Annotated in this window: 13 protein-coding genes; 7 read left to right on the top strand and 6 right to left on the bottom strand. The window is 73.8% G+C overall.

Going from position 1 to position 14580, the window contains the following annotated elements:
* Window positions 1-137 precede the first annotated feature (137 nt).
* Entirely contained in the window at window positions 138-2444 is a 2307-nt protein-coding gene (locus AB0F56_RS13985) for a SpoIIE family protein phosphatase (RefSeq protein WP_362008235.1), read from the top strand.
* A gap of 15 nt (window positions 2445-2459) precedes the next feature.
* Here the strand turns inward: AB0F56_RS13985 and AB0F56_RS13990 are convergent, their stop codons facing one another.
* Window positions 2460-5444 (bottom strand): HAMP domain-containing protein, encoded by a 2985-nt coding sequence (locus AB0F56_RS13990; protein WP_362008237.1) that lies wholly within the window; start codon window positions 5442-5444, stop codon window positions 2460-2462.
* A gap of 128 nt (window positions 5445-5572) precedes the next feature.
* Entirely contained in the window at window positions 5573-6019 is a 447-nt protein-coding gene (locus AB0F56_RS13995) for an ATP-binding protein (RefSeq protein WP_362008240.1), read from the bottom strand.
* A gap of 130 nt (window positions 6020-6149) precedes the next feature.
* Here AB0F56_RS13995 and AB0F56_RS14000 point away from each other — a divergent pair, with 130 nt between their 5' ends.
* Window positions 6150-7043 (top strand): SigB/SigF/SigG family RNA polymerase sigma factor, encoded by an 894-nt coding sequence (locus AB0F56_RS14000; protein ID WP_362008243.1) that lies wholly within the window; start codon window positions 6150-6152, stop codon window positions 7041-7043.
* Window positions 7044-7051: 8 nt separating this feature from the next.
* Here the strand turns inward: AB0F56_RS14000 and AB0F56_RS14005 are convergent, their stop codons facing one another.
* The 3 genes from AB0F56_RS14005 to AB0F56_RS14015 form a co-directional block, all read right to left on the bottom strand.
* On the bottom strand, window positions 7052-7501 hold the full coding sequence (locus AB0F56_RS14005; RefSeq protein WP_362008246.1) for an ATP-binding protein: 450 nt from the start codon (window positions 7499-7501) through the stop codon (window positions 7052-7054).
* Window positions 7502-7524: 23 nt separating this feature from the next.
* On the bottom strand, window positions 7525-7902 hold the full coding sequence (locus tag AB0F56_RS14010; RefSeq protein WP_362008249.1) for an STAS domain-containing protein: 378 nt from the start codon (window positions 7900-7902) through the stop codon (window positions 7525-7527).
* 94 nt (window positions 7903-7996) lie between these two features.
* Window positions 7997-8239 carry a DUF5133 domain-containing protein gene (locus tag AB0F56_RS14015; RefSeq protein WP_362008251.1) on the bottom strand — a complete coding sequence of 81 codons (243 nt, stop codon included), beginning with the start codon at window positions 8237-8239 and terminating at the stop codon, window positions 7997-7999.
* A gap of 142 nt (window positions 8240-8381) precedes the next feature.
* Here AB0F56_RS14015 and AB0F56_RS14020 point away from each other — a divergent pair, with 142 nt between their 5' ends.
* Entirely contained in the window at window positions 8382-9419 is a 1038-nt protein-coding gene (locus tag AB0F56_RS14020) for an NAD-dependent epimerase/dehydratase family protein (protein WP_362008254.1), read from the top strand.
* 7 nt (window positions 9420-9426) lie between these two features.
* On the opposite strand, the gene AB0F56_RS14025 is transcribed toward AB0F56_RS14020, so the two are convergent.
* Window positions 9427-10320, bottom strand: coding sequence for a glutathione S-transferase C-terminal domain-containing protein (locus tag AB0F56_RS14025; RefSeq protein ID WP_362008257.1), 894 nt, complete (start codon window positions 10318-10320; stop codon window positions 9427-9429).
* Window positions 10321-10867: 547 nt separating this feature from the next.
* Here AB0F56_RS14025 and AB0F56_RS14030 point away from each other — a divergent pair.
* From AB0F56_RS14030 to AB0F56_RS14045, 4 genes are all read left to right on the top strand, one after another.
* The gene (locus AB0F56_RS14030; RefSeq protein WP_362008260.1) at window positions 10868-11326 is read left to right on the top strand and encodes an Rrf2 family transcriptional regulator; all 459 of its coding nucleotides are present in this window, start codon (window positions 10868-10870) and stop codon (window positions 11324-11326) included.
* A 118-nt stretch (window positions 11327-11444) separates the two neighbouring features.
* A complete protein-coding gene (locus AB0F56_RS14035) occupies window positions 11445-12746 on the top strand; it encodes an acyl-CoA dehydrogenase family protein (RefSeq protein WP_362008263.1) in 1302 nt (433 codons plus the stop codon).
* Between the two features lie 122 nt (window positions 12747-12868).
* Complete coding sequence (locus tag AB0F56_RS14040) at window positions 12869-13750, top strand: universal stress protein (protein ID WP_362008264.1); 882 nt, start codon at window positions 12869-12871, stop codon at window positions 13748-13750.
* A gap of 146 nt (window positions 13751-13896) precedes the next feature.
* Window positions 13897-14577 (top strand): CAP domain-containing protein, encoded by a 681-nt coding sequence (locus AB0F56_RS14045; RefSeq protein WP_362008266.1) that lies wholly within the window; start codon window positions 13897-13899, stop codon window positions 14575-14577.
* The last annotated feature ends 3 nt before the right edge of the window (window positions 14578-14580 follow it).

The following is a 14580-nucleotide window of genomic DNA, read 5'->3' on the forward strand; positions in this document are numbered from 1 at the left end:
GCGGGTACCCGCGCAGCGCCCCGGAACACTCCCCAATCCGCCCTCGGGCCACACCTCACCACAGGACCAGAACGGTAGAATCCTGAGCGAACACGAGCGTTCCGGACAACCACCTGGTGGAGGGACGGCAGGGAGTCGTGACGACGTCCGCGGCGGGTCCCGAGGGGCCCGGCATCACCGGTCTCTCGGCCGAGAACAGGCGACTGCGCGCCGAACTCACCCGCCGACATCTGATCGATCTGGCCACCGGCGTCCTCGCGGCCCAGCTCGGCGCCTCCCCCGCCGACGCGGCCGAGCACCTGGCCGCCCTCTCCCACGCGACCGGCCTCGGCGTGGAGGATCTCGCCGCCGACGTCGTCAACGGAGTCGCCGGCCTGTCCGGCTCGGAGCCGTCCGCCGCCGTGCGGGCGGAGCCCGCCGCGGCCGCCCCTGTCGTCTTCAGCACCCCCGAGGAACGGCGGGCGCGGCAGGCGGCCGCAGCGGCCGAGACGGCGGACACGGTCGGCGAGGCGGCCCGCGCCCTGCTGGAGGGCGGGCTCGTCCCGCTCGGCGCGGAGTGCCTCTGGCTCTGGCGGCGCGACGCGTGGGGCTGTCTGCGCCTTGCCGGCCACGCAGGCGTCGGGGCGGCGGAGGCGGCGGCCTGGCAGTGGATCCCCCCGGCCGCCCCGCCCGCGTTCCGCACGGTCCTGGCCGACGGCGCCCCCGTCTGGCTGGACGACGGCCCGGAGGCCGGGGACGTCCTGCCGGGCCCCGCCCGCCGTTCGGCGCGGGCGCTCCTCCCGCTGCGGTCGCGCGGGGTGACGGTGGGCCTGGCCCTGGTCGCGTGGCCAGGACCCGTTGTCCTCGACGCGGCCCTGAGGAAGGCGCTGGTCGGGCTCACGGACGTGGCGGGCACCGTCCTCGACGCGGCCGACGCGCCGTCGTCGGCCGTGCCGGGCCTCGTGGACGTCCTGGACGCCCTGGTCCACCCGGCGATGCTGCTACGGCTCGCCCCGCCGGCCGAGACACCCACCGCGCCTCCCACGGTCGAGCACCTCAACGACAACGCCGGCGCCGCCCTCGGCGGCGCCCCGCCGGCCGAGGACCGGTCCCTGTCCCTCGCCCTCCCGCACGTCCACGCCGACCTCGCCCACCTGGCCCGGCGCGCCCACCGGACGGCCCGCACCCAGCGCGTGGCCCGACTCCCGGCAGGGCCGCCGACGGACCCCGAGGACCGGGCCGACGACGAAGGACCGCCGACGCTGCTCGACGTACGGGTGCTGCCGGCCGGGCCCGAGCGCGCGGTCGTGCTGTGGCACGCCGCCAGTGATCCGGGGCTCGCGTCGGAGCGCGCGGTGGCCCGGCTGCAGAGCGTGGCGCTGTTCCAGGACAGCCTGACCGACGGCGGCACGGTCTGGTCGGAGCAGGCGTACGCCGTCTTCGGCAGGTCCCGTGACGAGCCTCCCGTACCGCTGCTCGGGCTGCGCGGCCTGGTGCACCCGGAGGACGGGGAGGCGCTGACCGGCCTGCTCAGGACGCTGACGGAGCGGCGCACCGGGGCGCAGACGGTGCTGCGGATCGTTCTCGGCGACGGCACCGTGCGCCACGTGCGGGTGGCCGCCGAGCCGCTCCTGGACGCCGGGGCGGTCACCGGCTTCGCCGGGGTGTACCAGGACGTGTCCGCGAGCCGCCGCGTCGAGGCGGCCCTGAACGCGACGTTCGACCAGTTGACGGCGGTACGGACCCGGGCGGAGCTGCGGCACCAGATCGCGCTCCAGCTCCAGCAGGCGATCGTGCCCGAGGTGCCGGACCTCCAGGAGTTCCCGGGACTCGTCGTGGCGGCCCGGTACCGGCCGGCGGCCGAGGAGTACCGGGTGGGCGGCGACTGGTACGACGTCCAGCCGCTGCCCGACGGCAGGATCCTCGTCGCGGTCGGGGACGTGGCCGGGCACGGCATCGACTCGGTCACCGGCATGGTGGCGCTGCACAACGCCCAGCGGGGTCTTGCCTGCACGGGCGAGTCGCCGCGGCGGCTGATGGGGTGGCTCAACGAGGTGACGCTGCGCACCAGCGGACACCCGACGGCGACGGCGGTGTGCGCGCTGTACGACCCGGTGGCGCGGGTGCTGGTCTGGGCGAGCGCGGGGCACCTGCCGCTGGTGCTCGTACGGAACGGTGAGGCGCGGCTGCTCGACCCGCCGCACGACGTCCTGCTCGGCGCGGTGCCCTCGTACGCGTACGAGGAGCGGCGGACCTCGCTGCGGCCCGGCGACACGTTGCTGCTCTACACGGACGGGCTGATCGAACGCCGTCACGACGGTCTGGACGACGGGCTCGCCCGGCTCGCCGAGCAGGCCGCCCTCGTCAGCGGCCACCCGCCGGACGAGCAGGTGGAGTCGCTCCTGGACGCCGCCCCCGGAGACACGGACGACGACACGAGCGTCGTGGCCGTGCTCGTGCGGTGACGAAAGCCCGCGTCGTCACGGAGTCGGGCCCGCCAGCCAGTGGCGGACCTTGTCCATCAGCTCGTCGGCGTCGACGGGCTTCGCCACGTAGTCGCTGGCGCCCGCCGCGAGGGCGCGGGCGCGGTCTCCCGGCATGGCCTTCGCGGTGACCGCGATGACGGGGAGGGTCCTGCGGCCGGGGAGTTCGCGGATCGCCCCGGTCGTCGCGTAGCCGTCCAGACCCGCCATCATCACGTCCATCAGGACGAGTTCGACCTCGTCGTGCGCCTCCAGGAGGGCGAGGCCCGCCCTGCCGCTGTCGGCCTGGAGGACGTGCATGCCGCGCCCCTCCAGCACCTCCGTGAGCGCGTAGACATTGCGCACGTCGTCGTCGACGACGAGGACGGTACGGCCGGAGGTCGTGGGGTCCTGGTGGTCGGCGGGGCGGGTTCCGGGTGCTTCGGCCGCGCGGTCCGTGTCGGTGGAGGGTGGCTCGGTGTCCGTGACCGGGTCGCCGTCGCTCGTACCCACGGGCGCGGTGTGCCGCGGGGCCGGCAGGTAGAACGTGAAGCGGCTGCCCTTGCCGGGGGTGGAGCGGACGTCGATGGTCCCGCCGAGCAGCCCGGCCACCTCGCGGCTGATGGAGAGCCCGAGTCCCGTGCCGCCGTAGCGGCGGGCGGTGGTGCCGTCGCCCTGCTGGAACGCGCCGAAGATGTCGTCGAGCCGCTCCGCCGGGATGCCGACGCCCGTGTCGCTGACGCGGAAGGCGAGGACGGGTCCGCTCCCGCGCAGCGCGAGGGGCGGTTCGTCGGCGTCGGCGTACTCGATGATGAACTCCACCGCTCCCTCGTCGGTGAACTTCAGCGCGTTGGACAGCAGGTTGCGCAGGATCTGCCGCAACCGCGACTCGTCGGTGGTCAGTTCCTCGGGCACGTCCGAGGAGACGGTGATGGAGAAGGCCAGGCCGCGTTCGTCGGCGACCGGCCCGAAGGTGGCCTCCAGGTACTCCAGGAGGTGGTGGAGGGCGAAGCGTTCGGGCCGGATGTCCATCTTGCCCGCCTCGACCTTCGACAGGTCGAGGATGTCGTTGATCAGCTGGAGCAGGTCGGATCCCGCGGAGTGGATGACCTCGGCGTAGTCGACCTGTTTCTCCGTCAGGTTCCCCTCCGGGTTCTGGCCGAGCAACCGGGCGAGGATCAGCAGGCTGTTGAGCGGGGTGCGCAGCTCGTGGCTCATATTGGCGAGGAACTCGGACTTGTACATCGAGGTCCGGGAGAGCAGTTGGGCGCGCGCCTCCAGCTCCTGGCGCCCCTGTTCGATGACGAGGTTCTTGGACTCGATGTCCTTGTTGCGTTCGGCGAGGAGGGCCGCCTTCTCCTTCAGTTCGGCGTTGGAGCGCTGGAGTTCCTTCTGCCGGGCCTGCAACTCCTGGGAGCGGAAGCGCAGTTCGTCGGTGAGTCGCTGGGACTGGCCGAGGAGTTCGTCGGTACGGAGGTTGGCGACGAGGGAGCTGACGACGGCGCCGGCGGTCTCCACGAACCGTTCGAGGAAGTCGCGGTGGAGGTCGGTGAAGGGCCGGAGCGAGGCGAGTTCGACGGCGCCGAGGACCTGGTCCTCCACGACGATCGGCAGGACGACCAGCATCGCGGGTTCGCCGGAGCCGACCGCGGAGGCGACGGTGGCGTAGCCGGCCGGCACGTGCTCCACGACCAGGGTGCGGCGGTCGTGGGCGGCCTGGCCGACGAGCGACTGCCCGAGGCGGAACCGGCGGGCCGGGGCGTCCGGTTCGTCGGGGGAGCCGTAGGAGGCGGTCACGACGAGTTCGGTGCCGCGCTCGTCGTGGCGGGCGAGGAAGAAGGCGCCGTACTGGGCGGAGACCAGGGGTGGCACCTCGGTCATGATGAGCTCGGCGACGGCCGGGAGCGTACGGGTGCCCTGCATGAGCCCCGCGACCCGGGCGAGGTTGGTCTTGAGCCAGTCCTGCTCCTCGTTGGCGCGGGTGGTGGCCCGCAGCGACTCGACCATCGCGTTGATGTTGTCCCGCAGGTCGCCGACCTCGCCGGGGGCCTCCACGGTGATGGACCGGGTGAGGTCGCCCTCGGCGACGGCGCTGGTGACCTCGGCGATGGCCCGGACCTGCCGGGTCAGGTTGCCGGCGAGTTCGTTGACGTTCTCGGTGAGCCGCTTCCAGGTGCCGGAGACGCCCTCCACCTCGGCCTGGCCGCCGAGTTTGCCCTCCGTACCGACCTCGCGGGCCACCCGGGTCACCTCGGCGGCGAAGGAGGAGAGCTGGTCGACCATGGTGTTGATGGTGGTCTTGAGCTCCAGGATCTCGCCGCGCGCCGCGACGTCGATGCGGCTGGTGAGGTCGCCCTGGGCGACGGACGTGGTGACCTGGGCGATGTTGCGGACCTGGTTGGTCAGGTTGTCGGCCATCGAGTTGACGTTGTCGGTGAGGTCCTTCCAGGTACCGGAGACTCCCAGGACGGTGGCCTGGCCACCGAGCTTGCCCTCCGTCCCGACCTCGCGGGCGACCCGGGTGACCTCCTCGGCGAAGGAGGACAGCCGGTCCACCATGGTGTTGATGGTCTCCTTCAGCTCCAGGATCTCGCCCCGGGCGTCGACCCGGATCTTCCGCGTCAGGTCGCCCTGGGCGACGGCTCCGGCGACCTGGGCGATGGACCGGACCTGGGAGGTCAGGTTGTCCGCCATGGTGTTGACGCCGGAGGTCAGTTCGAGCCACACCCCGCTGACGCGCGGCTCGCGGGCCCGGCCGCCGAGCAGGCCCTGCCCACCGACCTCGCCGGCGACGCGGGTGATTTCGGAGGTGACCAGGGAGAGCCGGTCGACCATGTCGTTGTAGACGGCCGCGATCTCGCCGAGGATGCCTCCGGCGGACTCCGGCAGCCGGACGGACAGGTCGCCGTCGCGGACGGCGGTGAGCCCGGCAAGCAGCCGTGCGAGCCCGTCGTCACCGAGACGGTCCTCGACCCCGTCGTCGCCGAGTCGGTCGGGGGGCACGTGCGGCCTGTCGGACGCGGCCGACCGGTGGGAACTCTCCATCGCGGTCCTCACGCTGCACGGAGGGGTACGGGTCCGGTAGGGGGCCGGATACGGTACGCGACCATGCCCGGTCCCGTTTCTCCACTCTAGGCACGGCCCGGCGCGGGGGCAGCGTCGGTGATCGCGACCTCGAACCAGACGGTCTTCCCCTCCCCGCGCGGCCACCAGCCCCAGCAGGTCGAGAGCCGTTCCAGCAGGTAGAGCCCGTGCCCGGAGGGCCGGGCCGCCACGTGCGGGCCGTGCGGACGCGGACGGACCGGACTGGTGTCGCTGACCTGGGCCCGCAGCCGGTCGGCGGAGCCGTCGAGGCGCAGCTCGTACGGTCTGCCACCGTGCGTGTACGCGTTGGTGACGACCTCCGAGACAAGGAGCAGGACGTCCTCGACGAGCACGTCCCGCGCACCGCCGAACGGGCCGAACCAGTCGTGCAGGGCCTGCCGGGTGAGGTCGCGGCACTCTCCCACCAGGCCTGGGCCGTCCCGCAGCTCGTACCGGCGGGCGAGCCCGGCGTCCTCCCGCCCGGTCGTCGTCATAGGGGGCCGATGCCCGAACGGACAATGCCAAATCACCCATCCGGGGGATAATTGCCTCAGGACGCTCGAACGACGGACCGCGCCGCCCCACCCGGCGGCGATGGCTCGCCCCACCCGTCGAGGGAGCCGCATGTCCACCGACCGGAACTTTCCCACCACGGCCCGCACCCACGCGGAGGCCGAGCAGGCCGCCGTGCGCGAGCGCGCGCTGGACGGCCTGCCCGAGATCGACCGGCCCACCGACGTGAGCACCGGCGACGCCCAGACGCTCTCCACGGCGCTCTTCTCCCGGCTGGAGAAGCTGGAGCAGGGCACGCCGGAGCACGCGTACGTACGGAACACGCTGGTCGAGCTGAACCTCAGCCTGGTGAAGTTCGCGGCCCGCCGTTTCCGGAACCGCGCCGAGCCGACGGAGGACATCGTCCAGGTCGGCACGATCGGCCTGATCAAGGCGATCGACCGGTTCGAGACGGGCCGGCAGGTGGAGTTCTCGGCCTTCGCGCTGCCCACGATCGTCGGGGAGATGAAACGTTTCTTCCGCGACACCAGCTGGGCCGTCCAGGTGCCGCGCCGTCTTCAGGAGCTGCGCATCGAGTTGGCGAAGGCGGTCGACACGCTGGAGCAGCGGCTCGGCAGGCGTCCGACCCGCGCGGAGCTGGCCGCCCATCTGCACGTGGACGAGGAGAGCGTGGCGGAGGGCGAGCAGGCCTCGAACGGCTATGTCGCCCGCTCGCTCGACACGCCCGCCTGGGACGACGAGTCGACGGTGACGGAGGGGGCCCGGCGGCTCGGGGCGGAGGAAGGGGCCTTCGAGCTGATCGACGCGCTGGAGTCGCTCAAGCCGCTGATCGCGCGGCTCGACGCGCGGGACCGCCGGATCCTGGTGCTGCGGTTCGGCGCGGAGCTGACGCAGGCGGAGATCGGCGAGCGGCTCGGACTCTCGCAGATGCACATCTCCCGGCTGCTCGCCCGGATCCTCGACGAACTCCGCACGGGCCTGCTTGAGGACGCGCAGCACCGGTGACGTGCGGCTCAGGCACCCGCCCCTCGGCGCAGGTGCCCCGGGCGGGCGACCTCCAGCCAGACGACCTTGCCGCGCCCGCGCGGCTCGGATCCCCAGGCGCCTGCCAGCCGGTCCAGGACCATCAGGCCGTGGCCGCCGGGCAGTGACGGCGCCCTGGGCTGCCGTCGCCTCGGGAGTTCGGGGCTGGCGTCGGAGACCTCGACGCGCAGGTGGTCGTCGCGTTGACGCAGGACCAGTTCCTCGGGGCCGTCGGTGTGCAGGCAGGCGTTGGTGACGACCTCGGAGACCAGGAGCAGAACGTCCTCGGCCCGTTCCTGGCCCTCGTCGTCCTCAGCCGGGATCCAGCCCCAGTCACCGAGCGCCGCCTCGGTGAAGTCACGGCAGCGCGTGACGACTCCCTTGGTCCCGAACAGCACCAGCCGCCGGACCTGGCCCTCGTCCACGGCGTTCCCGCCCACCACACCCTCCGCCCTCGCGTGTTCTAGCCGCTCGCCCGCCGGTCGGTGAGCGCCTCGGCCACGTTCTCGTACACGCGGAACACGGTCCGCGCCCCGGTGATCTCGAACATCCGGGAGACGGGCGGGCGCAGTCCCGCCAGTTCCAGCCGGCCGCCGGACTCCAGGGCCTGCAGCCGGGCCCGCAGCAGCACGTTGAGACCGGTCGAGTCGCAGAAGCTCAGCCGCTCGCAGTCGACCAGGATCAGTTCCGCGCCGTTCCGTTCCTCCAGCGCCTGCCGCAGGGTGCCCGCCGTGTCGTGGTCGAGCTCTCCCGTGAGGGAGAGCACCACGGCACCGGGCGCACCGGGCTCACCGGGTCCCGGGCCGGTCCCGGCCGTGACGGCGAAGCGCTCCGACGCCATCGAGTCACCCGCCTCCCTCCGTGCTCGTACAGGGGTCTACCCCACTCATGCACCGGAACGCATCGTCTGCCCCATCGAGGGCGAACGGGCCCCGTCAGGAGCCGGGGAGCCGTTCCAGCGTCTGGCGGGGCGCTGGGCTCGGGCTTCCGACGTACCGTTCGGCGGCGTGCACCGCCTCGCGCGCGGTCCGCTCCCCCATCAGCACGCACAGCGTGTACGCGGTGTCCTCGAAGCGGCGACGGATCGACAGGTCGCAGGGCCTGGCCAGAACACCCCGCTCCTGGGCCCTGTAGTGCCGCAGCAGCTGGTCGACGGTGTTTCTGTCGGGCATCAACATCATGGCCTCCTGGCGCGACCCCCCTCCCTCCGTCGCTCCATATTCGGGTCGCCGGGTCACCCGCGCGACCCATGCGAACACGGTCCGTCACGGAGCAGGGTCCGGCGTGCGGCCGCGCTCCGGATGGCGGATGGTCGATTCCATGAAGGCGAGTACGGGACTCAAGGTCGTCGTCACGGGCGCCACGGGCAATGTCGGGACGAGTCTGGTCCGGGCTCTGGAACGGGAGCCGCGGATCTCCTCGGTGCTCGGCCTCGCCCGCCGCACCCCCTCGCTGTCCCTGGAGAAGACCGAGTGGGCCGAGGTGGACCTGTCGCTGGAGGGCGACGAGCCGAGGCTCGCGCGGTACATCGAGGACGCCGACGCCGTCGTCCACCTGGCCTGGGCATTCCAGCCGACCCACGAACCGGCCGTGACCTGGCGGTCCAACGTCCTCGGGGCGCTGCGGGTCTTCGACGCGGTCGCGGCCGGGCACGTGCCGGCCCTGGTGTACGCCTCATCCGTCGGCGCCTATTCCCCCGGGCCCGGCACCGGCGCGCCGGTCTCCGAGTCCTGGCCCACGCACGGCTGGCCGGGCGCCGCGTACACCCGTGAGAAGGCGTACGTGGAACGGGTCCTGGACACCTTCGAGCGCGACCATCCGCAGACGCGGGTGGTGCGGATGCGGCCGTGCTTCCTCTTCAAGGAGGAGTCGGCCAGCGAGCAGCGGCGGATCTTCGCGGGCCGGTTCTTCCCCGGCTGGCTGATGCGTCCCGATCTGCTGCCGCTCCTCCCCGAGCTGGACGGGCTGCGCTTCCAGGCCATGCACACCGACGACGCGGCCGACGCCTACGTCCGCGCGCTCGTACGGGACGTCCGGGGCGCGTTCAACATCGCGGCCGACCCGGTCGTCGACACGGCCGCGCTCTCCGCGCTCCTCGACGCCCGGCCGGTGAAGGTGCCGAGCGGGGCGGCGCGCGGTCTGCTCGCGGCGGCCTGGCGCCTGCGGGTCGCCGGGGCGTCCCCCGGCCTCTTCGACGCGGCCCTCAGACTGCCGTTGCTGTCCACCGAGCGGGCCCGCCGTGAGCTGGACTGGGAACCGACCCGTACGTCTCTGGAGGCGCTGGACGCCTTCCTGCGGGGCGTACGGGCGGGCAGCGGCGACGCGACGGCCCCACTGACGGGGCGCCGCGTGGGATGACGGGACGTCAGTCGGCCCGGTACGCCTCCCAGTCGACGACGCCCATCGCGGCGCCCGCCGCCTCCCGGCCGCCGCAGTGGGCGCGATGGCGGGCCGCGATGCCGTCGAGGTCGAGGTGGCGGCCGAACGCCGGCTGCGCGGCGAGGCGTTGGGCGTAGGACCAGAGCGCCGGGTGTCCGGCGATCCGCTCCAGGGCGCCGGCGTCCAGGTGACGGCGGTGGACGGTGTCGAGTTGGACGAGGGTCACCCAGACGTGGACGTCGGCGGCGGTGAGGGTGTCGCCGAGGACGTACTCCTGCCGCCGCAGCCTGCGTTCGAGGCCGCCGAGGGCGGCGAACAGCTCGGCGAGCGGGTCCTGGTGGGCGGCCCCGTCGTCGAGTCCGAGCTCGCCCGCGCGCTGCGCGGCCCGGTTGATGCCGCGCTCGCAGAGTTCGCCGATCGCCTCGATCTCGGCCTCGCGCCCCTCGGGCAGCAGGTCGGGGTGGCCGGGGGCACGGAACCGTACGGCGAGGTCGCGCAGGATGTCGGGCACGTGGGTGCTCACGATCCGGCCGGTCCAGCCGTCGCTGAGCACGGGCGCGGCGGCCGGTCCCGCGTACTGGTGGGCACTGGCCTCGTACAGCGGCAGCAGGGCCGCGTACCCGCCGCCGGGCGTGTCGGGGGTGGCGGGGAGGAGCGAGAGCGGGACGGTCTCCTGGAGCCCGAGGAGGCCGTGGGTGACGGCGATGCGCAGACAGCCGGGACAGGCGAGGGACAGATGGAGCCGGTAGCGGTGCGGCACGGCGTAGTGGCCGCTGCGCACGTCCGGGCCGATGCGGCCCCGGAAGGCGGGCGCGGCCGGGGCCGGCGCGGCGGGCGACGGAGCGGCGTACGGGCGGCCGAGGTGCGGGGTGACGGACATGCTTCTCCCTGGGGGTGCTCGGTGCTGGGTCACGGGCGCACGACGGCGTCGGCGGGCACCCGGAGGCAGCAGAGGTACGGGAAGGAGGAGAGCTGGAAAGCCGTGGTCAGGGGGCGGACTCCCGCAGACGGCTCAGCGGGCGGAGCCGGTCTCCTGGGCCCGCAGGGCGGAGGAGAGGTCAACGCGGGCCCGTGCCCGAAGGGCGACGGGGAAGCGCGGTGCCAGAGCTCGCGAGCCCGGCGTGACCCCGACCGAAGGCTCTAGGCGCCCCGGCGGCCGTGTCGACTCGCCGCGCTGCACACACGCAGCAGGTCGATGTGACGGCGGGAGGTCAGGAGCGGCGAGCGCACTGTCCGGCCGGCGAAGGCCGTCTCCCGTGCTCCCCTGCGCGCCATCGCTTCCCTACCTGTTCACTCGGATTCCCGTTCCCGAGTGTCGGCGCGGCCACGGTCCGCGTCAAGAGCGCGGACAGCCCTCGGACACGCAGCCGCCCGCCGCTCCGCCGTGGGGTACGAATCCGGTCACCGGGGTGCGGAATAATGCGGGCATGCGCATCTCAGCCAGGGCCGACTACGCGGTGCGAGCCGCGCTCCAGCTGGCCGCCGCCCAGGACGCGGGGCCGGTGAAGGCCGAGGCGATCGCCGAGGGCCAGGACATCTCGCACAAGTTCCTGGAGGGGATCCTCGGCGACATGCGCCGGGGTGGTCTGGTGCAGAGCCAGCGGGGCGGGAACGGCGGCTACTGGCTGGCCAGGCCCGCGGACTCGATCTCGGTCGCGGACGTGATCCGGTGTGTGGACGGGCCGCTGGTGTCGGTGCGCGGGGTGCGGCCTCCGGAGCTCTCGTACACGGGTCCGGCCGAGTCGCTGCTGACGCTCTGGATCGCGCTGCGGGCGAACGTGCGGAACGTGCTCGACGGGGTCTCCCTCGCGGACGTGGCGGCGGGGAAGCTGCCGGCCGACATCTCCGGGCTCGCGGAGTCCCCTGACGCCTGGACCAATCCCTGAGCGTCTCGACTCCTGGAATTGAACTGTCCATGATGTGAACGCCTCTTGGGGCCCATGCCTTTCCTCTGCGACTATCCCTACCATTCCAGTGGGAAAACTCGGGAATCTATGAGGTGACGTGAGAACGCCGAAGAAGTCAGCGCTGCGCCCCACCTCCCGGCCTGCCGACCGCCGTGGTGACGACGAGATCTGGCCCCGCGTCACCCGCGAGCTCGCGGACGACCTCGCCTTCGACGCCCCGGTGCGGGACCGCGCCGGGAAGCCCCCGTTCGACGAGGTCGCCCGCCTGCGGGAGGCCGGACTGCCCGCCCTGCTCACCCCGCCGGGCGCGAGCGGGCGGGGCGCCGACTGGCGGGCCGCGTGCGCCGTGATCCGGGAGATCTCCGCCGCCGACAGCTCGATCGGCGAACTCCTCGCCCACCACTACGTCCTGGCCTGGAGCGCCCGCTTCCTGGGCGGCGGCGAGCCGCCGGCCCCCGGAGCGACGTCCCCGCACGCCGCGTTCGAGGACGGCACGGCCCGGGAGGGCCGGCTGCTCGGCGGCGGCCTGGAGCCGTCGGACACGAGCGGGGAGCGCGAGCTCTCCCTCACCCCGACCCGAGGCGGCCATGTCCTCGACGGGCGCCGCACGTTCCCCTCCGGGGTGACCGTCGCCGACCGTCTGGTCGTCGGGGCGCGCTGTACGGAGACCGGGAACGTCCTGGTCGTGCTCGTGGATCCGGCGGATCCGGCCGTGTTCGTCGAGGCCGGGGCCGAGCGGGTCGGCCAGCGGCTCGCGGGCGCGGGGACGGTGACGTTCGACCAGGTCCGGGTGGACGCCCGGCACATCCTCGGCTCGCTCCCCCGCGACGAGCACGCCGTCGCCCCGTTCACGACGCTGGCCCCGCTCGCCCTGCGGCTCCTGCTCGTCCACGTCGGGCTCGGCATCGCCGAGGGCGCGCTGGCCGAGGCCCGGGACGTGAGCCGCGCGACCCGGGCCGCTCCGGTGGCGGCCGCCGCGCGGCTCGGGGCGCCCGACCAGCCGCTCGGTCAGGAGGACCCGTACCTCCTGCTGGCCTACGGCGAGTTGGCCACCGCCGCCCACGCCGCGTCGGCGGTCGTCGAGCGCGCGACGGACGCCCTCGCGCACGGCCTTGGCGCCGGGCGGGCCCTCGGCGTCGAGGACCGGGCCGACATCGCCGTCCTCGTCGCGGCGGCCGAGGCGGTGACGAGCCGGGCGGCGGTACGGATCACCAGCCGCATCCTCGAACTCGTCGACACCACGGCGCCCGCCGATGCCCCGGGCGGCGGCCCCGGTTTCGACCGGTTCTGGCGCAACGCCCGTACGCTGACCGCCCAGTCCTCCTCGACGCACCGCCTGCGCGACATCGGCGACCACTACCTCCACGGGACCAGACCGGGGCTCCGACTGCTCGCCTGAGGTGCCCCTTCCGGCATGTCGGGACCTCCGGCCCTCTCCTCGGGCGGCCGTTGGGCCCAAGCTGGGAGGCAGAGGGGGCCGGCCGAGGCCGGGCCCGCCACCGAACTGAGGGAGGCAGCCTGATGAGTCGCGAGATCGTCGCCGGAGTGGACGGTTCGCCCGAGAGTCTCGCCGCGGCCGACTGGGCCGCCCGGGAGGCGGGGCGCCGCGGTCTCGCGCTGCGGCTCGTGTACGCGTGGCGGACGGAGCCGCTCAACATCCCGCTCGCTCAGGACCGCGCGCGCCAGGACCGGATGGCGGAGGAGGTGGTGCGGGCGGCCGAGTCGACGATCGGCGGGCGGTATCCCGGCCTCGCCCTCACCGCCGAGGTCATTGCCGACACCCCGGTCGCGGCGCTGCTGGGCACCGAGGAGCGGGCCGAGATGCTCGTCGTCGGCTCGCGCGGGCACGGGGCGGTGGTGGGCTTCCTGCTCGGCTCCCACGGACAGCAGATCATCGCGGCCGCCACCCGGCCCGTGGTGGCGGTCAGGACGCGCGACGACGAGGAGGACGCCGAGGCGGAGGACGCGGGCGGCGAGATCGTCGTCGGGCAGCAGGGCGGTCCCGAGGACAGCGCCGCGGCCCTCCGCTTCGCCTTCGCCGCGGCGAAGGCGCGCGGGGCGTCCCTCCGAGCGGTACGGGCGTGGAATCTGCCGTCCCTGTACGCCTACAGCCCCGGGTCGATGGCGCTGGCCGACGAGGCCGGCGGGCTCGTCCCGTTCGAGGAGAAGTCGCTCCACGAGGCCCTGGCGCCGTGGCGGGAGCGGTACCCCGAGGTGCCGGTGACGGAGCAGGTGGAGATCGGGAGCGCGGGACAGGTGCTGCTCTCCTCCTCGGGCGCGGCGCGGCTCCTGGTGGTGGGGCGCAGGGCCCAGCGCGGGGCGCTCGGGTCCCGGATCGGTTCGGTCGCGCATGCCGCGCTGCACCTGGCGCCCTGTCCGGTGGCGGTCGTCCCCCACGAGTGATGCGGTGGCTCCACGGGGCGGCGTGTTGACGGGCCGGGTTGACGAGATGTGTCGACGGCACCGGCGCCGGAAAGTGTGATGACCGCCGCCCCGGCGGCTCTCCCGCGCCGGACGGTCCGGCGGCCCCGGAGAAGAGAGCGGAGCCCATGGAGCACCACGACGAGACCAGCCCCGACGAACAGCCGACGAGCGACGGGGGCCGGCACCGCAGGGGCGGGGGTGCGGGACGGCGTGCCCGCGGGGGGCTGTCCTTCCGTACGGCGGTGACGCTCGCGGGCACGGCGGCGGTCGTCCTGACGGTCGCCGCCGGGGCGTACGTGGCGTCCCGCGGAACCCCGCCCGCCACCCGTTCGGAGGACGTCGTCCGCACGAACCTGGCGCCGCTCGGCGAGAGGTCCGTAGCAGCGGCCCCGGGGACGACGTACTCGGGCGGCGGAAAGGTCGCGCGGTACGTCGACGAGGTCGTCGCGCTCGCCAACGCCGAGCGCGAGAAGGCCGGTTGTGCGCCACTGCGCTCCGAGCGCCGGCTGGCCGAGTCCGCCCAGGCGCACGCGGACGACATGGCGGACCGCGACTACTACGAGCACACGACACCCGAGGGCAGGGACGCCGGCGACCGGATCACCGCGGCCGGATACACGTGGTCGAGCTGGGCGGAGAACATCCACCGCGGCCCGAAGACCCCCGTGCAGGCGATGGAGGACTGGATGAGCAGCGACGGGCACCGCCGCCACATCCTCAACTGCGCGTTCAAGGACATCGGCGTGGGGGTGGCCCTGGCGGCCGACGGACCGTGGTGGGTGCAGAACTTCGGCACCCGGCGCTGATCC

This window comes from Streptomyces sp. NPDC026092 (assembly GCF_040638605.1).
Lineage (GTDB): Bacteria > Actinomycetota > Actinomycetes > Streptomycetales > Streptomycetaceae > Streptomyces.

Coding starts and splice junctions, on each gene's coding strand:
- AB0F56_RS14000 (WP_362008243.1), top strand. CDS start 6,150: ATGTCCACCGACCGGAACTTTCCCACCACGGCCCGCACCCACGCGGAG.
- AB0F56_RS14015 (WP_362008251.1), bottom strand. CDS start 8,239: ATGTTGATGCCCGACAGAAACACCGTCGACCAGCTGCTGCGGCACTAC.
- AB0F56_RS14030 (WP_362008260.1), top strand. CDS start 10,868: ATGCGCATCTCAGCCAGGGCCGACTACGCGGTGCGAGCCGCGCTCCAG.
- AB0F56_RS14010 (WP_362008249.1), bottom strand. CDS start 7,902: ATGGCGTCGGAGCGCTTCGCCGTCACGGCCGGGACCGGCCCGGGACCC.
- AB0F56_RS14040 (WP_362008264.1), top strand. CDS start 12,869: ATGAGTCGCGAGATCGTCGCCGGAGTGGACGGTTCGCCCGAGAGTCTC.
- AB0F56_RS14020 (WP_362008254.1), top strand. CDS start 8,382: ATGAAGGCGAGTACGGGACTCAAGGTCGTCGTCACGGGCGCCACGGGC.
- AB0F56_RS14045 (WP_362008266.1), top strand. CDS start 13,897: ATGGAGCACCACGACGAGACCAGCCCCGACGAACAGCCGACGAGCGAC.
- AB0F56_RS14025 (WP_362008257.1), bottom strand. CDS start 10,320: ATGTCCGTCACCCCGCACCTCGGCCGCCCGTACGCCGCTCCGTCGCCC.
- AB0F56_RS13995 (WP_362008240.1), bottom strand. CDS start 6,019: ATGACGACGACCGGGCGGGAGGACGCCGGGCTCGCCCGCCGGTACGAG.